This window comes from Bacillus sp. GW823-FHT06A11 (assembly GCF_058795355.1).
In genome coordinates, this window is record NZ_JBXAHS010000002.1 from 202368 (window position 1) to 223755 (window position 21388).

Annotated in this window: 18 protein-coding genes; 16 read left to right on the top strand and 2 right to left on the bottom strand. The window is 37.2% G+C overall.

Going from position 1 to position 21388, the window contains the following annotated elements:
* The first annotated feature begins 37 nt into the window (after positions 1 to 37).
* The 8 genes from dnaE (at position 38) to AC1Q8L_RS09595 (ending at position 10866) form a co-directional block, all read left to right on the top strand.
* Positions 38 to 3364: a DNA polymerase III subunit alpha gene (gene dnaE, locus AC1Q8L_RS09560; protein WP_000673718.1), complete on the top strand. Its 3327-nt coding sequence runs from the start codon at positions 38 to 40 to the stop codon at positions 3362 to 3364.
* 133 nt (positions 3365 to 3497) lie between these two features.
* On the top strand, positions 3498 to 4706 hold the full coding sequence (ystJ, locus tag AC1Q8L_RS09565; protein WP_161114790.1) for an NADP-dependent malic enzyme: 1209 nt from the start codon (positions 3498 to 3500) through the stop codon (positions 4704 to 4706).
* A gap of 14 nt (positions 4707 to 4720) precedes the next feature.
* On the top strand, positions 4721 to 5365 hold the full coding sequence (locus AC1Q8L_RS09570; protein ID WP_000204444.1) for a FadR/GntR family transcriptional regulator: 645 nt from the start codon (positions 4721 to 4723) through the stop codon (positions 5363 to 5365).
* Between the two features lie 185 nt (positions 5366 to 5550).
* On the top strand, positions 5551 to 6420 hold the full coding sequence (gene accD, locus AC1Q8L_RS09575; protein WP_000942856.1) for an acetyl-CoA carboxylase, carboxyltransferase subunit beta: 870 nt from the start codon (positions 5551 to 5553) through the stop codon (positions 6418 to 6420).
* The gene (accA, locus tag AC1Q8L_RS09580; RefSeq protein ID WP_061660088.1) at positions 6408 to 7382 is read left to right on the top strand and encodes an acetyl-CoA carboxylase carboxyl transferase subunit alpha; all 975 of its coding nucleotides are present in this window, start codon (positions 6408 to 6410) and stop codon (positions 7380 to 7382) included. The genes accD and accA overlap by 13 nt, the downstream gene beginning before the upstream one ends.
* Positions 7383 to 7510: 128 nt before the next feature.
* A complete protein-coding gene (gene pfkA, locus AC1Q8L_RS09585) occupies positions 7511 to 8470 on the top strand; it encodes a 6-phosphofructokinase (protein WP_000821158.1) in 960 nt (319 codons plus the stop codon).
* 53 nt (positions 8471 to 8523) lie between these two features.
* Complete coding sequence (gene pyk / locus AC1Q8L_RS09590; RefSeq protein WP_001232667.1) at positions 8524 to 10281, top strand: pyruvate kinase; 1758 nt, start codon at positions 8524 to 8526, stop codon at positions 10279 to 10281.
* 195 nt (positions 10282 to 10476) lie between these two features.
* A complete protein-coding gene (locus tag AC1Q8L_RS09595) occupies positions 10477 to 10866 on the top strand; it encodes an FxsA family protein (RefSeq protein WP_000871631.1) in 390 nt (129 codons plus the stop codon).
* A gap of 612 nt (positions 10867 to 11478) precedes the next feature.
* Here the strand turns inward: AC1Q8L_RS09595 and ytvI are convergent.
* Positions 11479 to 12597: a sporulation integral membrane protein YtvI gene (ytvI, locus tag AC1Q8L_RS09600; RefSeq protein WP_001081389.1), complete on the bottom strand. Its 1119-nt coding sequence runs from the start codon at positions 12595 to 12597 to the stop codon at positions 11479 to 11481.
* Between the two features lie 385 nt (positions 12598 to 12982).
* Between ytvI and AC1Q8L_RS09605 the strand changes: the two genes are divergently transcribed.
* The 5 genes from AC1Q8L_RS09605 (at position 12983) to AC1Q8L_RS09625 (ending at position 18080) form a co-directional block, all read left to right on the top strand.
* Complete coding sequence (locus tag AC1Q8L_RS09605) at positions 12983 to 13444, top strand: DUF441 domain-containing protein (RefSeq protein WP_000625507.1); 462 nt, start codon at positions 12983 to 12985, stop codon at positions 13442 to 13444.
* A 387-nt stretch (positions 13445 to 13831) separates the two neighbouring features.
* Entirely contained in the window at positions 13832 to 14980 is a 1149-nt protein-coding gene (citZ, locus tag AC1Q8L_RS09610) for a citrate synthase (protein ID WP_000503651.1), read from the top strand.
* 160 nt (positions 14981 to 15140) lie between these two features.
* Positions 15141 to 16433 (top strand): NADP-dependent isocitrate dehydrogenase, encoded by a 1293-nt coding sequence (icd, locus tag AC1Q8L_RS09615; RefSeq protein WP_000206893.1) that lies wholly within the window; start codon positions 15141 to 15143, stop codon positions 16431 to 16433.
* A gap of 19 nt (positions 16434 to 16452) precedes the next feature.
* Positions 16453 to 17391 (top strand): malate dehydrogenase, encoded by a 939-nt coding sequence (gene mdh / locus AC1Q8L_RS09620; RefSeq protein ID WP_000153232.1) that lies wholly within the window; start codon positions 16453 to 16455, stop codon positions 17389 to 17391.
* 215 nt (positions 17392 to 17606) lie between these two features.
* A complete protein-coding gene (locus tag AC1Q8L_RS09625; RefSeq protein ID WP_000914180.1) occupies positions 17607 to 18080 on the top strand; it encodes a MaoC family dehydratase in 474 nt (157 codons plus the stop codon).
* A 56-nt stretch (positions 18081 to 18136) separates the two neighbouring features.
* Here the strand turns inward: AC1Q8L_RS09625 and AC1Q8L_RS09630 are convergent, their stop codons facing one another.
* Complete coding sequence (locus AC1Q8L_RS09630) at positions 18137 to 18268, bottom strand: hypothetical protein (RefSeq protein WP_001238014.1); 132 nt, start codon at positions 18266 to 18268, stop codon at positions 18137 to 18139.
* A 90-nt stretch (positions 18269 to 18358) separates the two neighbouring features.
* Here AC1Q8L_RS09630 and AC1Q8L_RS09635 point away from each other — a divergent pair, with 90 nt between their 5' ends.
* The 3 genes from AC1Q8L_RS09635 to phoR all read left to right on the top strand — a co-directional run bounded on the left by AC1Q8L_RS09635 (position 18359) and on the right by phoR (position 21233).
* A complete protein-coding gene (locus tag AC1Q8L_RS09635) occupies positions 18359 to 18595 on the top strand; it encodes a hypothetical protein (protein ID WP_001267356.1) in 237 nt (78 codons plus the stop codon).
* Positions 18596 to 18757: 162 nt separating this feature from the next.
* Positions 18758 to 19477: a two-component system response regulator PhoP gene (phoP, locus tag AC1Q8L_RS09640; RefSeq protein ID WP_001065220.1), complete on the top strand. Its 720-nt coding sequence runs from the start codon at positions 18758 to 18760 to the stop codon at positions 19475 to 19477.
* The gene (gene phoR / locus AC1Q8L_RS09645) at positions 19470 to 21233 is read left to right on the top strand and encodes a sensory box histidine kinase PhoR (protein ID WP_001032098.1); all 1764 of its coding nucleotides are present in this window, start codon (positions 19470 to 19472) and stop codon (positions 21231 to 21233) included. Before phoP ends, phoR begins: the two co-directional genes overlap by 8 nt.
* Positions 21234 to 21388 lie beyond the last annotated feature (155 nt).

Below are 21388 nucleotides of genomic sequence, written 5' to 3' on the forward strand. Positions count from 1 at the left end.
ATAAAAGTAGTCAAATAGGTAAAGAGAGGGTACAACAGTGAAGTTTGTGCATTTACAATGTCAAACCGTTTTTAGTTTATTAAAAAGTGCTTGTAAAATTGATGAGCTTGTAGTCAGGGCGAAAGAACTTGGTTTTTCATCGCTGGCTATTACGGATGAAAATGTTATGTATGGCGTTATTCCGTTTTATAAAGCATGTAAGAAACATGGTATACAGCCTGTTATTGGATTAACCGCTTCTATTTTTAGTGAAGAAGAAGAAAGGTCTTATCCACTTGTATTACTTGCTGAGAATGAAATAGGCTACCAAAATTTATTAAAGATTTCTAGCAGTATTATGACAAAATCCAAAGAAGGTATTCCTAAGAAGTGGCTTGCGCATTATGCGAAAGGATTAATTGCTATTTCACCAGGTAAAGATGGCGAAATTGAGCAATTATTACTAGAAGACAATGAGAGTCAGGCTGAAGAAGTAGCTCGCACATATCAAAATATGTTCGGCCATTTTTATATGAGTTTGCAGCATCATGCGATTCAAGATGAGTTGCTTTTACAAGAGAAAATACCTGAATTTATTAGTAGGGTTAATATTCCAGTCGTTGCAACAAACGATGTGCGCTATATCAATCAAAGTGACGCACTTGTTCACGAATGTTTACTATCTGTTGAAAGTGGAACGAAAATGACTGATCCAGATAGGCCGAGGCTGAAAACAGATCAATATTATTTAAAGTCATCGGTTGAAATGGAAGCACTATTTTCCCATGCGCCGGAAGCAATCCAAAATACAATGAAAATTGCAGAGCGTTGCCAAGTAGAAATACCGTTCCATGTAAATCAACTTCCGAAGTTTCCTGTTTCGTCTAATGAAACGAGTGATATATACTTGCGTCGTGTTTGTGAAGAAGGTTTACGGAAACGATATGGTGCGCCGAAAGAAGTGCATATAAAGCGTTTAAATCATGAATTAAATGTTATTTCTCGTATGGGATTTAGTGATTATTTCCTCATCGTATGGGATTTTATGAAGTATGCACATGAAAATCATATTTTAACAGGACCAGGTCGTGGATCGGCAGCTGGTTCACTCGTCTCATACGTATTAGAAATTACAGATATTGATCCGATTGAATACGATCTATTATTTGAAAGGTTTTTAAATCCTGAACGTGTGACGCTTCCCGATATTGATATTGATTTTCCAGACGTAAGACGTGATGAGATGATTCGCTATGTGAAAGATAAATACGGTCAGCTCCGTGTTGCGCAAATTGTAACGTTTGGTACGCTTGCAGCAAAAGCGGCAATTAGAGACATTGCCCGCGTAATGGGGCTTCCGCCGCGAGATATTGATATATTTTCAAAACTTATCCCATCAAAGCTTGGTATAACGTTAAAAGATGCATATGAAGAATCACAATCACTTCGTGAGTTTATACAAGGGAATCTTCTGCATGAGCGTGTGTTTGAAATCGCAAAACGTGTAGAAGGTTTACCACGTCATACGTCTATTCATGCGGCTGGCGTTATTATGAGTCAAGAACCGCTAACAGGCAGTGTAGCAATTCAAGAAGGACATAACGATGTTTATGTTACGCAATATCCAGCCGATGCGCTAGAAGAACTTGGGTTGCTTAAGATGGACTTTTTAGGATTACGTAATTTAACGTTACTTGAAAATATTATAAAATTTATCGCGAACAAAACAGGGAAAGAAATCGATATAAGAAACTTACCTCTTCAAGATGAAAAGACGTTCCAATTATTAGGGAGAGGGGATACAACAGGTGTATTCCAGCTTGAGTCAGGTGGTATGCGAAATGTACTTCGCGGGTTAAAACCGAATGAGTTTGAAGATATCGTAGCTGTTAACTCATTATACAGACCGGGACCGATGGAACAGATACCGACCTTTATTGAATCGAAACATGGAAAAAGAAAAATTGAATATTTACATCCGGATTTAAAGCCAATTTTAGAAAGAACATACGGCGTCATTGTATACCAAGAACAAATTATGCAAATTGCATCGAAGTTAGCAGGGTTTTCGCTTGGTGAAGCAGATTTACTGCGCCGTGCAGTGAGTAAAAAGAATCGTGATATTTTAGATCAGGAACGTAAGCATTTTGTCCAAGGTTGTTTGCAAAATGGTTACGATGAGACGTCTGCTGAGAAAATTTATGATTTAATTGTAAGATTTGCGAATTACGGTTTTAACCGAAGTCACGCTGTAGCTTACAGTATGATCGGATATCAACTTGCCTACTTAAAAGCGAACTATACGCTGGAATTTATGACGGCACTATTATCAAGTGCAATTGGAAATGAAGATAAAATTGTACAGTATATACGAGAAACGAAGCGAAAAGGTTTTCATGTTTTGCCGCCGTCTCTTCAAAAAAGTGGTTACAACTTCCAAATAGAGGGGAATGCGATACGTTACAGTTTACTTTCGATTCGAAATATTGGAATGGCTACAGTGACGGCATTATTAGAAGAACGAGAGAAAAAAATGTTCGAAGATTTGTTTGAATTTTGTCTCCGTTTGCCGTCAAAGTTTGTAACGGAGCGCAATTTAGAAGCTTTCGTCTGGTCGGGATGTTTTGATGATTTTGGTGTTTCGAGAACGAATTTATGGAAAAGTATTAAAGGGGCATTAGAGTACGCGAATCTCGCACGTGATTTAGGAGATGCTGTTCCAAAATCAAAATACGTACAAGGAGAAGAGCTATCTTTTATTGAACAACTAAATAAAGAGAAAGAAGCACTTGGCTTTTATTTATCAAGTTATCCGACAGCGCAGTATGTAAAGTTAGCAAAAGAATTAGAAATTCCATCTCTCGCTCAGGCGATGCGACACAAGAAAAAAGTACAAAGAGCTATTGTGTATATAACAAGTGTGAGAGTGATTCGTACGAAAAAGTTTCAAAAGATGGCATTTATTACATTCTGTGATCAAAATGATGAAATGGAAGCAGTCCTCTTCCCGGAAACGTATATACATTTCTCGGACAAGTTACAAGAAGGAGCAATTGTTTTAGTTGACGGTACGATTGAGCTAAGAAATCATAAGCTGCAATGGATTGTAAATGGGCTATATCCGCTAGAGGAAATGGATGTTTATGAAGAAAAGAAAGACGCATCTGTTTACGTGAAATTGCCGTCTCAGTATGAGAAAAAGCTTTTAAATCAGGTTACGAAAATATTGTTCGACTATTCAGGTTTTGCGAAAGTACTAATTTATTATGAAAAGGAACATAAAATGGTACAATTATCTCGGAGTTTATCGATTCATCCAAGTGAAGAATGTTTAGGAGCACTTCGTGAAATTGTCGGGGAAGAAAATGTAGTTGTGAAAATATAATGGACAATTTCCCTACACTTCGATTATTATAGTAGTAGTGTTCGTGGTCAGACCACTTGGAGAAATTGATATCAGCAAGAATAATTTGAGGAGAGTGGATAGTTTGTCAACACTTCGTGAAGAAGCACTTCACATGCATAAAGTGCATCAAGGAAAATTAGAAACTGTATCAAAAGTAAAAGTAGAAAATGCAAAAGATTTAAGTCTTGCATATTCTCCAGGGGTTGCAGAACCTTGTAAAGAAATTTATGACGATAAAAGTAAGGTATATGAATATACGATGAAGGGAAATATGGTAGCAGTTGTGACAGACGGAACGGCTGTACTTGGTCTTGGTAACATTGGACCTGAAGCATCTCTTCCAGTAATGGAAGGTAAAGCTGTATTATTCAAGAGCTTTGCTGGTGTAGATGCATTCCCGATTGCCTTAAATACAAACGATGTAGATAAAATTGTTGAAACTGTAAAATTAATGGAGCCAACTTTTGGCGGCGTTAACTTAGAAGATATCGCAGCACCAAACTGCTTCATTATTGAAGAGCGTTTGAAAAAAGAAACAAATATTCCTATCTTCCATGATGATCAACACGGAACAGCTATCGTAACAGTAGCAGGTCTTGTAAATGCACTGAAATTAGTTGGAAAGAAAATGTCTGACATTAAAGTTGTCGCAAATGGCGCAGGTGCAGCAGGTATTGCAATTATTAAACTTTTATATCGCTATGGTGTACGCGACATTATTATGTGTGACCGTAAAGGGGCAATCTATGATGGTCGTCCTACAGGTATGAATCCGGTGAAGGATGAAGTTGCAAAATATACAAATAAGAATCGTATAGAAGGTTCTTTAGCTGATGTTGTACAAGGTGCGGACGTATTTATTGGTGTATCTGCAGAAGGTGCATTAACAGAAGAGATGGTTCGTACAATGAATGACAATGCGATTATTTTTGCAATGGCAAATCCAGTTCCAGAAATTATGCCAGAATTGGCAAAAGCAGCGGGCGCAGCTGTGGTTGGAACAGGTCGTTCTGACTTCCCGAACCAAGTAAATAATGTACTGGCGTTCCCTGGTATTTTCCGCGGTGCACTTGACGTACATGCGACACAAATTAACGAAGAAATGAAGATGGCAGCTGTACAGGCTATTGCTGAGCTTGTAGCAGAAGATGAGTTAAATGCAGACTATATCATTCCAGCACCATTTGACGCGCGTGTAGCGCCTCAAGTAGCGGCTTACGTTGCAAAAGCAGCAATGGAGACAGGAGTAGCTCGCCGTCAAGTAGATCCAAATGAGATCGCTGAAAAAACAAAACAATTAGCGCTGATTGGTAAAGAATAAGCGAGGAATTTCCATTGACATCATCAAATACAAAAGTATATCTCGAAATTGTAAAAAAAATCCGTTCCATTATGGAAGAGGATGGATTGGTAGCGGGGGATCGTTTGCCGTCTGAGCGTGAGTTAAGTTCACGCTTAAACGTAGGACGTTCCTCTGTAAGAGAAGCATTGCGTGCTTTAGAACTGGTAGGATTGATTGAAACGAGACGTGGTGAAGGGACGTTTATTCGAAACTTTTATGATAACGGTCTTGTACAATTAATTGCTCCGTTCTTACTGCAAGATGAGAAAACGATTCGTGATTTATTACAAACAAAACGATTGCTTGAGAAAGATATGATTCGAATTGTATGTAATTTACCGAAAGAAACGTTTTCTAAAGTACTAAGTAGATTACACCAAGTACTTGAAGAAAATGAAAGCTCAATCCCAACGCTTCATCAAACGTTCTTTAAAACACTTATTGAACAAGTTGATAATTATTTACTATATCGCATTTGGATGATCGTAAATGATTACGTAGCAACTCTTTCTTGTAAAGTTTCAAGAGATTCTATCGATATGTATAGAAAGCTTTATGCTACTTTGGAAGAAAAACAAGAAAATGATGCACTAAAAATTTACGATGAATTAGTAGAGAATATACAGTTTCACTCGTAATGTATAAAATTTGTCGAAATGACCATGACACGTTATGACAAACATTCTACCGCGTAGCGGTTAAAGTTAAACGTAAAGAGTGAGGTTATTAGACAGATTGAGAAGATAAGGCTAACATCAAACTTTGGTGTTAGCCCCATTTTCTTCTTACGCTAACCTTAGCTCTCAACGAAGGGGGTCAAATTGTGCTAAGAGATTTATTCGTGAAAAAGAAAAAGTACGCTGCAATACCTTCAGAACAAGTACGAAAAGATGTGCCAGATGGCGTTATGACAAAATGTCCGGAATGTAAAAAAATCATGTATACGAAAGAACTTCTAAAAAATTTAAAAGTATGTGTGAATTGTGGATATCATCATCCTATGAATGCATGGGAACGTCTTGATAGTATATTGGACGAAGGGTCATTCCGTGAGTATGACAAAGAAATGGTTTCATTAAATCCACTCGAGTTTCCAGGTTATGAAGAGAAACTAGAGAGCGATCGTAAGAAGACTGAATTGAACGAAGCGGTTGTAACTGGTGAAGGAACAATTGATGACATGCTTGTTGTTGTTGCAGTAATGGATTCTCGTTTTCGAATGGGGAGCATGGGCTCTGTAGTAGGAGAAAAAATCGCCCGTGCGGTTGAAAAGGCGTACGACTTACAAGTTCCATTTATTATCTTTACTGCTTCGGGTGGTGCCCGTATGCAAGAAGGGATATTAAGTTTAATGCAAATGGCAAAAACAAGCGTAGCTTTGAAAAAGCATAGTAATGCAGGAGGGTTATTTATTTCTGTTATGACTCACCCAACGACGGGCGGGGTTTCAGCGAGTTTCGCTTCACTTGGTGATTATAATCTTGCAGAACCAGGTGCACTTATCGGATTTGCTGGTAGACGTGTAATTGAACAAACGGTGCGTGAGAAACTACCGGAAGATTTCCAAACGGCAGAATTCTTACTAGATCATGGTCAATTAGATGCGGTGGTGCATCGTGATGATATGAGAGAATCGCTTCGCAAGATTTTAGAAGTTCATCAAGGAGGGGAAATGGCTGTATGGCAGAGCTAGAATTTGAAAAACCAGTTGTTGAGCTAAGAAATAAGATTCGTGAACTGAAAGACTATACGAAAAACAGTCAGATGGACTTCAGTGAGGAGATTCGTATTTTGGAAGAAAAGCTAGAAAATTTAGAGGAAGATATATACGGCAATCTAAAAGTATGGGACCGTGTTCAAATTGCTCGTCATGCAGAACGACCGACAACGCTCGATTATATTGAGCACTTATTTACTGATTTTTTCGAATGTCATGGAGATCGTCTATTTGGCGATGATGCAGCGATTGTCGGCGGCATTGCGAAATATAAAGGGATGCCTGTAACTGTAATTGGGCATCAGCGCGGAAAAGATACGAAAGAAAATATTCGCCGTAACTTTGGAATGCCTCATCCAGAAGGATATCGAAAAGCACTGCGTCTCATGAAACAAGCGGAAAAGTTTAATCGTCCTATTATTTGTTTCATCGATACGAAGGGAGCTTATCCTGGTAAAGCAGCTGAAGAACGTGGACAAAGTGAAGCTATTGCCCGCAACCTATTTGAGATGGCAGGTTTAACGGTACCAGTTATTTGTATCGTTATCGGTGAAGGCGGTAGTGGTGGTGCGCTAGGTCTTGGAGTAGGAGATTACATTCATATGCTAGAAAATTCCACTTATTCTGTTATTACACCAGAGGGTGCAGCGGCAATTCTTTGGAAAGATGCAGGAAAAGCAAAGGAAGCTGCAGAGGCAATGAAAATTACAGCAGCAGATTTGAAAGAATTAGGTGTAATTGATGAAATTATTCCAGAGACAAAAGGTGGAGCTCACCGTAATATTTTGAAACAGTCAGAAAATATAGACTTAATGATTAGAAAAACTTTTGAACAATTAAACGGAATTTCGAAAGATGAATTAATCGAAAAACGTTATGAAAAATATATGAAAATTGGGCAAGTTTCGTTTTCAAACGCTTCCATTGGGATAAAATAAGAAAAGCGTGCGTTCCTCTTCGCGAATGCACGTTTTTATTATGAAAAGACACATCTTCTCCATTGTGTTTTTATATTTTTTCGTGTTATTTTATTATAAGGCAAATAATCTTTATGAGGTGAGTACAAATGAAACGTATTGGTGTATTAACAAGTGGTGGAGATTCACCTGGTATGAATGCTGCCATTCGTGCAGTTGTTCGTAAAGCGATTTTCCATGATATTGAAGTATATGGTATTTACCATGGATACGCTGGATTAATTTCTGGTCACATTGAAAAATTAGAACTTGGTTCTGTTGGCGATATTATCCACCGCGGTGGTACGAAATTATATACAGCAAGATGTCCTGAGTTTAAAGACCCAGAAGTACGACTAAAAGGTATCGAGCAATTAAAGAAACATGGTATCGAAGGACTTGTTGTTATTGGTGGAGATGGTTCTTACCAAGGCGCTAAAAAATTAACTGAACAAGGATTCCCATGTGTTGGTGTACCAGGTACAATCGACAATGATATTCCTGGAACAGACTTCACAATTGGTTTCGATACAGCTTTAAACACTGTTATTGATGCAATTGATAAAATCCGTGACACAGCTACATCTCATGAACGTACATATGTTATCGAAGTAATGGGACGTCACGCTGGTGATATCGCATTATGGGCTGGTTTAGCTGATGGTGCAGAAACAATCTTAATTCCAGAAGAAGAGTATGACATGGATGATGTTATCGCTCGTCTGAAGCGTGGTAGTGAACGTGGTAAAAAACACAGTATTATCGTTGTAGCTGAAGGTGTTGGAAGTGCAATTGACATCGGTAAGCACATTGAAGAAGCAACAAACTTTGATACTCGTGTAACTGTATTAGGTCACGTACAACGTGGTGGATCACCAAGTGCACAAGACCGTGTATTAGCAAGTCGTCTTGGCGCAAGAGCAGTTGAATTATTAATTGCTGGTAGAGGTGGACGTTGTGTAGGTATTCAAGATAACAAACTTGTTGATCATGATATTATCGAAGCGTTAGCTCAAAAGCATACAATCGATAAAGATATGTATCAATTATCTAAAGAATTATCCATCTAATCGGCGTAATGTCAGATATTTGGGAACGGTTTCATAATTTTCGGAGGTGCAATATGCGTAAAACTAAAATTGTATGTACTATAGGTCCTGCTAGTGAAAGTATTGAAAAATTAGAGCAATTAATCGAAGCAGGTATGAACGTTGCTCGTTTAAACTTCTCTCATGGTAGCCATGAAGAGCACGGAGCTCGTATTAAAAACATTCGTGAAGCTTCAAAGAAAACTGGTAAAACAGTTGGTATCTTACTTGATACAAAAGGTCCAGAAATCCGTACTCACGACTTCGTAGACGGACAAGCTGAGCTTGTAACAGGTGCAGAAGTAGTTCTTTCTACTGAGCAAGTATTAGGTACTGCAGAGAAGTTCTCTGTATCTTATGCTGGTCTTTATGACGATGTAGACCCAGGTTCTCGCATTCTAATCGATGACGGTCTTATCGAACTAGAAGTAATCGAAAAAGCTGATGGAAACATCCGTACAAAAGTTCTTAACAGCGGAACTGTAAAAAATAAAAAAGGTGTTAACGTACCAAACGTAAGCATTAAGCTTCCTGGTATCACTGAAAAAGACGTAAAAGATATCATCTTCGGTATCGAGCAAAAAGTTGATTTCATCGCAGCTTCATTCGTACGTAAAGCGTCTGACGTATTAGAAATCCGTGAATTATTAGAAGAGCATGGCGCTCAATACATCCAAATCGTACCGAAAATCGAAAACCAAGAAGGTATCGACAACATCGATTCAATCTTAGAAGTTTCTGACGGTTTAATGGTAGCTCGTGGTGATATGGGTGTAGAAATTCCACCAGAAGAAGTACCATTAGTACAAAAACGTCTAATCAAAAAATGTAACGTGTTAGGTAAACCAGTTATTACTGCGACACAAATGTTAGACTCTATGCAACGTAACCCACGTCCAACTCGTGCGGAAGCAAGTGACGTAGCTAACGCAATCTTCGATGGTACAGATGCAATCATGCTTTCAGGTGAAACAGCTGCTGGTCAATATCCGGTAGAAGCAGTAACAATGATGGCTAACATTGCAGTACGTGTTGAAAAATCATTACAATACGAAGATATGTTCAAAAAACGTATTAAAGAGTTCACTCCAACAATTACAGATGCAATTAGCCAATCTGTTGCGCATACAGCACTTGCTCTTGATGTAGCTGCAATCGTAGCTCCAACAGAAAGTGGACATACTGCGAAAATGATCTCTAAATACCGTCCAAAATCTCCAATCGTAGCTGTAACATCTGACGAGCAAGTAGGACGTCGTCTTGCACTAGTTTGGGGTGTACAAGCATTTATGGCTGAGAAGCGCGCAGCTTCAACTGACGAAATGTTAGATACAGCAATTCAAACAGGTATGGATGCAGGTCTAATCGGCCTTGGAGATACTGTAGTAATTACTGCTGGTGTTCCAGTTGCTGAAACTGGTACAACAAACTTAATGAAAATCCACGTTGTTGGTGAAGAAGTTGCTAAAGGACAAGGGATCGGTCGTAAAGCTGCAAAAGGTAAAGTAGTTGTAGCAAAAACAGCTGCTGAAGCTGTAGCGAACGTAAACGAAGGTGATATCCTTGTTACAACAAGCACTGATAAAGATATGATTCCTGCAATCGAAAAAGCTGCTGCTTTAGTTGTAGAAGAAGGTGGCTTAACAAGCCATGCAGCTGTTGTAGGCGTATCAATCGGTATTCCTGTTATCGTTGGTGTAAACGGCGTAACAGCAACTTTAAAAAATGGCCAAGAAGTAACAGTTGATGCAGCACGCGGAATTGTTTATAATGGACATGCGGAAGTGCTATAAGTAATACGGAGAGAAGGATCGGAGTCCTTCTCTTTTTTTTTACACAAAAACGAGATAGAATTAGCTTAAAACGCCTAGAATTGCTTTTAAAAGCTGTTTGTTATGGGTTTTAATATGAAAGGGTATTATATTTCATATGATGTATATAGGCTTTGTGAGGGCGTTAAAAGTGAGTTGTGAGAGAGGTGTAGAACTATGAAGTGGTTACTATTCTTGTTTATTTTAATACCGGCGATTGAGATTACGGTCTTAATCGGATCAAGTCATGTAATAGGTTTATGGTCTACGTTCGCTATGATAGTATTTACAGGTGTAGTAGGTGTGTATTTGGCGAAAAGACAAGGATTTAAAGTGCTTGGAGAGATTCAATCTAAGTTGAATAGAGGGGAAATGCCAGGTGAGGCAGTACTAGATGGTATTTTTGTATTTGTAGGAGGTATTCTCTTAGTGCTTCCTGGTTATGTGACAGATGTGCTAGGGTTTATCTGCGTGATCCCTATTACGAGAGCTTTATTGAAGCCGCTTGTTATGAAGTGGATGGAATGGAAGTTTAGAAAGAACTCTACTATTATCATTCAGAAGTAGCGCTTAGATTATAACGATCTAAGTGCTATTTTTTTGTCTTGTAAGAGGGGAGGAACTTTCTGATTGAAGCTTTGTTTTACCGCGTTATTTGTGGGGTGTGGAATTTCTATCTCAAAGCTGGGATGCTCGTAAGTGTTTGATGTGGGGGGATAAACGAAACGTCCGCTTATTATATTTGCTATATAATTTTCGTTTGAACTCTTGTTGTGCTTCGATTAAACGTGTGATTTTTAGTGCTATTAATTTGGATGAATAAGATGGTGTGAAATGCAGCCAAATTAAAGTTTTGCTTTCGTATATAAAGGAGCGATTGGTGTAAAGAATTAATATAAAAGGTGGGGATTGTTAGTTGAAGCCCTATTTTATGCTATTTTGTATATTTATTCATTTACATAAAAAGTAATAAATGTAAGTAATAATTATAGGTAAAATAGAATAAAAATGTATTTTTAGCTAGAATATGTGTTTTTTTATGCAAAAAAACAAGAGGATTATCCTGTTTCTGGGTAATTCTCTTGTTGCGTGTGAGTAGTGTGGGAAATAGGTAAAAGGAATAATCAGTGGGAATTTCCCACTGATTATAGCTTGATTTTTTGTATGAATTAGAAACTGTTATTTTGAAGGTGAACCTTTAATATATTTCCACAAGTCATGGAAGACATTAGCTTTGTGTAATGTATTAAGTAGTACTAAGGTGACTGGACCGATGATTAATCCTAAAAAGCCAAAAAGCTTAAAGCCGACAAATAGAGCGACGAGTGTTGCTAATGGATCGAGACCGATGTTAGATGAAAGTACTTTCGGCTCCATAATTTGTCTTTGGACAATCACGACGATGTATAAAATGAGAAGGCCAATGGCGAATCCGGTATCGCCAGTGAAAAATACGTATATAACCCACGGAACGAAGACCGCGCCTGTTCCTAAATAGGGTAGTAAATCTACAACTCCTGTAATAATCGCAATAGTAATGGCGTATGGTACGCGTAATATTAAAAGTCCGATTAGTACAATGACGGTTGTCATAGATACGAGTGTAAGTTGTGCTTTCACAAAACCAAACAAAGCTTTTCTTAAATCGACAAAAATAGTTTTTCCGTATCCATGTACACGATTCGGTAGCAAATTTCTTGCTTTCTGAGCAAGACGGTGCCAATCGTAACTAATGAAGAAAGTGGCTAATAAAATGAATACAAGGACAGTTAACGTTGTTGGCAGTGCACTAATGAAATTCGTTAACCCGCTTATAATGGCGGTTAAAAGTTCTTTCATTTGTGTTGTTGCTTCTGTTCCTAAGTTTTGGATGTTTTGTGTAATTGTATAGCGCTGTGGTTCTCCAAGATGATTAAATTTAGAGATTAAATCATCGTAGAGAGGCATAATATGATTAAGTGCAAATTGCTGAGCGAATGTAACGATATCTGGAAACTTTACTGTAACAAGTTGTAGTAAGTATGTTGTGGCAGATATTGCTTCAGTCACAAGATATGTAACAAGTCCGACGATAGCTCCAAATACGAGAATTAAGCTAACGAGTACTGCTAGTGCGCGAGGAAATTGTAGTTTTTGATTAAGGAAATTGACGACAGGATTAATCAAATAAGCAAATGCAAAAGCGATAATAAAAGGATAGATAAGCCCTGACATGTATAGTAATACATAGAACCCAGCTACCGTTGCTACAATGACAAATATGAGTCGCAATATCATATATAGTAAGTTTCGGTTCAAAGATGTATACCTCCCATTCCAATTTGGATTATCCTAATTCGTTCAACTTATAACGAGTGTGCCCCACTGATTAAAGTTTCACTTTATGTTATAGTGGAATGATGGATTTTTCCTGCTTTTTCAGTATGTGAGTGACTGTGAAAGCTTGGTGTTGATGCTTCTACTATATGGTAAAAACTTCATTTTCTCTTCTTTTTATTTTACCTGTTTCTAATTAGAAAAGAAAGAAGAGACGCCCGTTTTTAAAATGTATACATGCTTAAATTTTGATGGTGAAAGTCTCAGATTCATGTTGAATAGGCATCGATATAGCATGTATAACGATAGGTTTAAAGGTATTTTTGTTTGGAAATGAGTTCATTATTTTCAGAAAGGAAGTGCAAACATGATTAGTCAGTCAACGTTATTTTTATTCATACTACTTATTATAGGACTTATTGCTAAAAACCAATCGCTTACTGTAGCTATTGGTGTGTTATTTCTATTGAAGTTTACGTTTTTAGGAGATAAGGTCTTTCCTTATTTACAAACGAAAGGAATTAACCTAGGTGTAACGGTCATTACAATAGCGGTGCTCGTACCGATTGCGACGGGGGAAATAGGTTTTAAACAACTTGGAGAAGCGGCGAAATCGTATTATGCGTGGATTGCTTTAGCTTCAGGTGTAGCGGTCGCTTTGTTAGCGAAAGGCGGCGTACAATTGTTGACAACGGATCCTCATATTACAACTGCGCTTGTTTTTGGGACAATTATAGCGGTTGCGTTATTTAATGGGGTTGCTGTTGGTCCGTTAATTGGGGCTGGAATTGCCTATGCGGTTATGAGTATTATACAAATGTTTAAATAAGGAATTTTATAGTAATATAAAATTTTTGAATTCTTTCTGTTCACAAAAGTCAGATAATTGTTTATAATAGGATTAGAAACTTTGAAAAGTTACATAACAGCAGAGACTTTACACCAGATAAAATAAAAACAACATAAAACAATTTTATAATGATATTGTTTTATGTTGTTTTTATCACAAAACTCTTCGGAATGTATTTTCCTCACTAACTTGTTGTTTTGAGCGTGAGGATTCGGGGAGACATTCACGCTCATGCTTTCCATGTAAACAATGGACAATAAGAGGGGAACACCGCAACAAATTTGCATGATCGTGCATTTTGCTTGCCTAAAGAGTGAACGGGCGTTCATAATTCATAAGGGGAGCAAATAGATATAAGGAGCAAGGTTGGGAGAATTTTCAGGAAAAGGAGAGAATGTCATGACTGTTATTCGAGGTTTAGAAGGGGTAGTAGCAACAACATCATCTGTGAGCTCTATTATTGATGATACATTAACTTATGTTGGGTATAATATTGATGATTTAGCTGAGAATGCTACGTTTGAAGAAGTAGTGTACTTATTATGGCACCGCAAGCTTCCTAATGAAAAAGAACTAGCGGAATTTAATGAAATTGTATCTGAATACTATAAAGTTCCAGGTGAGATTTTAACATATTTGAAACAAGTAGATTTAAAAATTGCACATCCGATGTCTGTTTTACGAACTGCAATTTCCATGCTATCATTATACGATGAGAGCGCTGAAATTATGGATGAAAAGTCTAATTATTTGAAAGCGGTTAAATTACAGGCTCAAGTGGGAACTTTAGTTGCTGCTTACGCGAGAATCCGTAAAGGTTTAGATATTGTTGAGCCAAGAAAGGATTTATCATTAGCTGCAAATTTCTTGTACATGTTAAATGATCGCGAGCCAAATGAAGTTGAAATTGAAGCTTTTGATAAGGCGCTTGTACTTCATGCAGATCATGAGTTAAACGCTTCTACATTTACTGCACGTGTTTGCGTAGCTACACTGTCAGATGTATATTCTGGTATTACAGCAGCAATCGGTGCATTAAAAGGTCCTCTTCACGGTGGGGCAAATGAAAATGTAATGAAGATGTTAACTGAAATTGGCGAAGAAGAAAATGTAGAGTCATATATTCATAATGCTCTTCAAAATAAAGTGAAAATCATGGGCTTTGGCCACCGTGTGTATGAGCAGGGTGATCCACGTGCAAAACACTTACGTGAAATGTCTAAGAGATTATGCGTGCTTTTAGGAGAAGACAAATGGTATAATATGTCTATCAAAATTGAAGACATTGTAACAAAAGAAAAAGGTCTTCCACCAAATGTCGATTTCTATTCAGCTTCTGTATACCATTGTTTAGGAATTGACCATGACTTATTTACACCTATTTTTGCAATTAGCCGTATGTCAGGCTGGTTAGCTCATATTCTAGAACAATATGAAAATAACCGTTTAATCCGTCCACGTGCTGATTATAATGGACCAACGCATCAAGTGTATGTTCCAATCGCACAAAGATAAGCAAAAAACACTATTTCGATAGTGAAAATACGCTTTCAAAAGTCTGATTTTTTCGGAAAGATGTAATGATTAGAATATTTTAATTTGACTAACGGTTTGAACTGAGGGGTTATTCCCTCAGTTTCATACATATGAAATTTCAAACATGGGGGTTATCACATTGACGACAGGTGAAAAAATTACTGTAACTAATGGTGTTATGAATGTACCAAACAATCCGATTATTCCATTTATTGAAGGAGATGGAATTGGTCCTGATATTTGGGCAGCTGCATCTCGCGTAATAGAAGCAGCAGTTGAAAAAGCTTATGATGGTGAGAAGAAAATCGTTTGGAAAGAAGTGCTTGCAGGGGAAAAAGCATTCAACCAAACAGGCGAGTGGTTACCAGAAGAAACTTTAAATTTAATTCGCGAATATTTAATCGCAATTAAAGGTCCACTTACAACTCCAGTTGGCGGTGGTATTCGTTCTCTAAACGTAGCACTTCGTCAAGAATTAGATTTATATGTATGTCTACGTCCAGTTCGTTATTTTGAAGGTGTTCCTTCACCTGTAAAACGTCCGGAAGATACTGATATGGTTATTTTCCGTGAAAATACAGAAGACATTTATGCTGGAATTGAATATGCACAAGGATCTCCAGAAGCAGAAAAAGTTCTTGCTTTCTTAAAAGAAGCAATGGGTGTTAATAAAATCCGCTTCCCAGAAACATCTGGTATTGGTATTAAACCAATCTCAGAAGAAGGGACAAAGCGTCTTGTTCGTGCTGCAATTCAATATGCAATTAATGAAAAACGCTCTTCTGTTACATTAGTTCATAAAGGAAACATTATGAAATTTACAGAAGGTGCTTTCAAAAACTGGGGTTACGAAGTAGCGGAACAAGAATTCGGCGACAAAGTATTTACTTGGGCTGAATATGATCGCATTGTTGAAAAAGATGGTAAAGATGCAGCAAATAAAGCGATGGCAGACGCTGAAGTGGCTGGAAAAATCATCGTAAAAGATTCTATTGCAGACATCTTCTTACAACAAATTTTAACTCGTCCACGTGAGTTCGATGTTGTTGCAACAATGAACTTAAATGGTGACTATATCTCTGATGCACTTGCTGCACAAGTAGGTGGAATTGGTATTGCACCTGGTGCAAACATTAACTATGTGACTGGACATGCTATCTTTGAAGCTACACACGGTACAGCTCCAAAATATGCAGGTTTAGATAAAGTAAACCCATCTTCAGTTCTTCTTTCAGGTGTATTATTATTAGAACACTTAGGATGGAATGAAGCAGCGAAATTAGTAACAGATTCAGTTGAGAAAACAATTGCATCAAAAGTAGTAACATATGACTTCGCTCGCCTAATGGAAGGCGCAACAGAAGTGAAGTGTTCTGAGTTTGCTAATGAGCTTATTAAAAACATGGATGTAGCGATAATCAAAAACGCATAATTAAAACGGGGGGTAAATTATGACAATCAAACGCAAGAAAGTTTCAGTCATCGGTGCAGGATTTACAGGAGCAACAACGGCATTCTTATTAGCACAAAAAGAACTTGCAGATGTTGTATTAGTGGACATTCCACAACTGGAAAATCCAACAAAAGGGAAAGCGTTAGATATGTTAGAAGCGAGCCCAGTACAAGGTTTTGATGCTAACATTATTGGAACATCTGATTACGCAGATACTGCTGATTCTGACGTTGTCGTTATTACAGCAGGTATTGCACGTAAGCCTGGTATGAGCCGTGATGACTTAGTAGCAACGAACTCTAAAATTATGAAAAGTATTACGCGCGACATTGCAAAACATTCACCAAATGCAATTATTGTTGTGTTAACAAATCCAGTTGATGCAATGACATATTCTGTATTTAAAGAAGCAGGATTCCCGAAAGAGCGTGTAATTGGCCAATCGGGCGTATTAGATACAGCTCGTTTCCGTACATTCATCGCACAAGAATTAAATCTTTCTGTGAAAGACATTACAGGATTTGTTCTTGGTGGACACGGTGACGACATGGTACCTCTTGTGCGTTATTCTTATGCAGGCGGTATTCCGTTAGAAACGTTAATTCCGAAAGAGCGTTTAGAAGCAATCGTAGAACGTACACGTAAAGGTGGCGGTGAGATTGTAGGCTTATTAGGAAACGGTAGTGCATATTACGCACCAGCAGCTTCTTTAGTTGAAATGACAGAAGCAATCTTAAAAGATCAACGCCGTGTATTACCAGCTATTGCGTACCTTGAAGGTGAGTATGGTTATAGTGACCTTTACTTAGGGGTACCAGTAATTCTAGGTGGTAACGGAATTGAAAAAATTATTGAATTAGAACTTCTTGCAGATGAAAAAGAAGCGTTAGATCGCTCTGTAGAATCTGTACGTAACGTAATGAAAGTTCTTGTTTAATAATTGAATAGTAGTGAAAAAGATTCGGGATTCCGAATCTTTTTCTACTATTTACCGAATTGTTTTTTTGAAATAATATGAAAACGCTATCATTTGTAATATCCTATAATGAAACTATAGATTTATACTATATATTGCCCTCATCATAGTAAAGTTCGGATAAGGTATCGCTTTTAGTAGGATAATAAGGTGAAAAAATCGGAGGGGGTTGTAACATGTTAAAGAAAAAAGTTCAAATTGGTCGTAAAATGGATGAAATTACAGTAGGAGAGAAATTATCTATCACTGAAAAAATTGAGGATAAAGATTTGTTATTGTACTTAGGGTTAACGAATGATGCCAATCCATTATATATTCAGCATGATTACGCATCCCAAACTCCGTATGAAAAGCCGATTGTACCAAGCATTATGCTAACGGGAATGATTACAACGGCGGTTACGAAATATTTACCGGGTCCAGGAAGTCATATTACGAGAAAGGACCTTACGTTCGTGAAGCATGTTCACCATTATGAAACGTTACAAATCCACTTTGAAGTTGTGGCTGTTTCTGAGGAGGAACATACAATTGATATGCTTGTATCTGCTCATGATGAAAAAGGAGAAACTGTTGTAAAAGGTTCATTAACAGTCACGCCGCCTTTTAAATCTGTTTCCATTATGGAAAAAGCATTAGATAATTTTTAAAAGATGAAAATATGAATAGCGCTAGCATACCTTGAATAAGGATGCTAGCGCTATTTTTAGTTGAAAAATCCTTCTTTGAACCCTTCAGCAAATTCTGAGCACCCCGTTTTAATCGTATCCCAGCTCGGTACGTTAAAAGTAAGGAAGCATGTTACTACTAAAGTTAAAATAGGTAGTAATAGTCGCATAATAGACCTCGGTATCTAATTTATTTGTATATTTAAATTAATAATATAATCATCGGTAATTGAAGTCAATGAAAGGAGTGGTTTTTTTAGGTGAGGTGGAAAAAAGAAGATGTTATCTTTGAAACAATAAGAGAAGCTGAAGTGTGGGCAGACGGGGTCGCAAATGAAATGTACGGAAGAGTATTGGATGGATATGCAACGCGAGATTATAAAGTCGCGTATGCTCTTTCGTTTTTCCTAGCACAAAATCAAGATTTTATAGTTCATACGGAAGTGAGCTTTAAAGAAGAGAGAGTAATCTATAAAGTTTGGCAAAATCCTGTGTAGTTGCAGGTAAAGTGTAATTACGTCTATTTTCTCAATTCTACACAAACGATCTCCATGAATAGACAATTATATTGAGAGGGACCTTGTTTTCTAGTATGATGAGAATAACGGGGAAAATACTAGGATGAAGAAGGTTTCAAGTCTATAACTTGGAGGAAAAGAATGAACAATCGTATTTTAGTAGTTGATGATGAGGAATTTATCTTAACTTTAATCGAATTTAATTTACAACAAGCTGGGTTTGAAGTTATAACAGCGATGGATGGAGAAATGGCGCTTCAAAAAGCGACAACAGAACGCCCAGATTTAATTATATTAGATTTAATGCTTCCGAAAATGGATGGTATGGAAGTGTGTAAAGAATTACGATTGCAGCGCGTTATGACGCCGATTTTAATGTTAACGGCAAAAGATGATGAGTTTGATAAGGTGCTAGGCCTTGAACTTGGGGCAGATGATTATATGACGAAGCCATTTAGTCCAAGGGAAGTTGTTGCTCGTGTGAAGGCGATTTTGCGCCGCACGAAATTACAACAAGAAGAACAAGTTGCAGAAGCGCCAGATGAAGATAGCATCACAATTGCAGAACTTAAAATTTTACCGGAGTTTTATGAGGCTTATTTCCAAGGAAGAAAGCTTGAATTAACACCAAAAGAATTTGAACTACTTGTGTATCTTGCGAAAAATAAAAGTCGCGTGTTGACTCGTGATCAATTATTAAGTGCTGTATGGAATTATGATTTTGCTGGTGATACGCGAATTGTTGATGTTCATATTAGCCATTTGCGCGATAAAATTGAACAAAATACGAAAAAACCGACGTACATTAAAACGATACGTGGTTTAGGATATAAATTAGAGGAGCCAAAAGGGAATGAATAAATTTCGTTCCAGGCTTCTTTTTACATTTGTTTCTCTTATTGTATTTATTTTAGTTGGACTAGGTTTATTGCTAGAAACTGTGTTTGAAAACTACTATATAGATCATGCTAAAGAGAGAATGGTAAAAGAGACAGAGTATGTTGCGGCGTTAGCAGAAGAGCAAGGTTTTGATAATGTCTTAAAAAATCCATACGTATTTGAAAAGTTAGAAGAAAAAATACCAGCTTCTATCGTATTTGTGGATGAAAAAAAGAAAGTTCAATATAGAAAAGGACAAGAATTGGCATTTAGTCCAGAAACGATTAAAGAACTTTCTTCGGAAGTGGCAAAACAACGAAGTAAAGTGATTACGAAAGAGACAGATCGAAAGAATGAATTTTATCATGCGGTGTTCGTTCAAGATGTAGAAGGAAAACAAGGATACGTTTTGGTGAAAAGTACAATCGATCCTTTAAGAGACGTACATCAAAAAACGTGGGGATTATTAATTATCGGATTTGTTATTGCTTGTCTCGTAGTTGTATTTTTAGGTATGAAAATTACAGGGCAATATATTAGGCCGATTGAATCGGTTACAAAAGTTGCAATTGAATTGGCAAAGGGTAATTATAAAGCACGTGCATACGAAAGTCATTCGGATGAAACAGGAATGCTGAGTAAAGCAATTAATATTTTAGCTCGTAACTTACAAGAGATGACACTTGAACAAGAAATGCAGCAAGATCGTCTGCATACGTTAATTGAAAATATGGGAAGCGGAATGATTTTAATTGATAGCCGCGGGTATATAAACCTTGTAAACCGCTCTTATAAGGAAACTTTCCACGTAACAGATGAAGAATATTTAGATCGCTTATATTATGAATCGTTTCATCATACAGAAATTATTGAGCTTGTAGAAGAAATCTTTATGACAGAAGTGAAAGTGCGTAAACAAATGTTATTGCCACTTGGAATTGAGCGGAAGCATTTCGAAGTATATGGAGCGCCGATTATCGGGACAAACCATGAATGGAAAGGGATTGTTCTCGTATTCCATGACATAACAGAGTTAAAGAAATTAGAACAAATGAGAAAAGACTTTTTAGCGAATGTTTCTCATGAATTAAAGACACCGATTACTTCTATTAAAGGTTTTTCAGAAACACTCTTAGACGGAGCGATGGATAATAAAAAATTCTGCGAACATTTCTTGCGCATTATTTTAAAAGAAAGTGAGCGCATGCAAGGATTAATTGAAGATTTATTAGATTTGTCGAAGATCGAACAACAAGGATTTAAATTAAATATGGGAACCGTTGACATGAAGGGGCTGCTTGAAGATATTCATATGGTGCTTGATAATAAAGCAGGAGAAAAAGAAATCTCTTTACAAGTGAATGTATTAAAACGTGCTTCTGTTATTGGAGATCCAAGTCGTTTGAAACAAATCTTTATTAATTTAATAAATAACGCGATCGTATATACACCGGCTGGAGGCGTTGTTTCAGTAGAGTTAGCGGAAGATAAGTATAATGCTTATATAAAAGTATCGGATACTGGAATTGGTATTAGTAAAGAGGAAATTCCGCGTATTTTTGAACGCTTTTACCGAGTGGATAAAGCGAGAAGTAGAAATACTGGTGGTACAGGCCTCGGATTATCAATTGTAAAGCATTTAGTAGAGGCGCATCACGGTACAATTACAGTGGATAGTGAAGTTGGGGAAGGGACAACATTTACAGTTGTTTTACCAAAATCAGCAACTGAAAAATAGGATGAAGGATGTTTACAATATATTAACAATGGCTTAATTAAATATTAATAAAGCTCTGTTAATATAATACATGAAAACCCCTTCATCCAAGGAGTAATTTTGGACGAGAATAGTTAAGCTGTTCTCGTCACTTCCCTTTATGCCAATATAAGTCT

What these genes read in the sequence shown, in the direction of transcription:
- AC1Q8L_RS09630 (WP_001238014.1), bottom strand. Translation starts at nt 18,268, where the DNA reads ATGCGACTATTACTACCTATTTTAACTTTAGTAGTAACATGCTTCCTT.
- accA (WP_061660088.1), top strand. Translation starts at nt 6,408, where the DNA reads ATGGCAGAGCTAGAATTTGAAAAACCAGTTGTTGAGCTAAGAAATAAG.
- pfkA (WP_000821158.1), top strand. Translation starts at nt 7,511, where the DNA reads ATGAAACGTATTGGTGTATTAACAAGTGGTGGAGATTCACCTGGTATG.
- phoR (WP_001032098.1), top strand. Translation starts at nt 19,470, where the DNA reads ATGAATAAATTTCGTTCCAGGCTTCTTTTTACATTTGTTTCTCTTATT.
- phoP (WP_001065220.1), top strand. Translation starts at nt 18,758, where the DNA reads ATGAACAATCGTATTTTAGTAGTTGATGATGAGGAATTTATCTTAACT.
- AC1Q8L_RS09625 (WP_000914180.1), top strand. Translation starts at nt 17,607, where the DNA reads ATGTTAAAGAAAAAAGTTCAAATTGGTCGTAAAATGGATGAAATTACA.
- AC1Q8L_RS09605 (WP_000625507.1), top strand. Translation starts at nt 12,983, where the DNA reads ATGATTAGTCAGTCAACGTTATTTTTATTCATACTACTTATTATAGGA.
- AC1Q8L_RS09595 (WP_000871631.1), top strand. Translation starts at nt 10,477, where the DNA reads ATGAAGTGGTTACTATTCTTGTTTATTTTAATACCGGCGATTGAGATT.
- mdh (WP_000153232.1), top strand. Translation starts at nt 16,453, where the DNA reads ATGACAATCAAACGCAAGAAAGTTTCAGTCATCGGTGCAGGATTTACA.
- pyk (WP_001232667.1), top strand. Translation starts at nt 8,524, where the DNA reads ATGCGTAAAACTAAAATTGTATGTACTATAGGTCCTGCTAGTGAAAGT.
- ystJ (WP_161114790.1), top strand. Translation starts at nt 3,498, where the DNA reads ATGCATAAAGTGCATCAAGGAAAATTAGAAACTGTATCAAAAGTAAAA.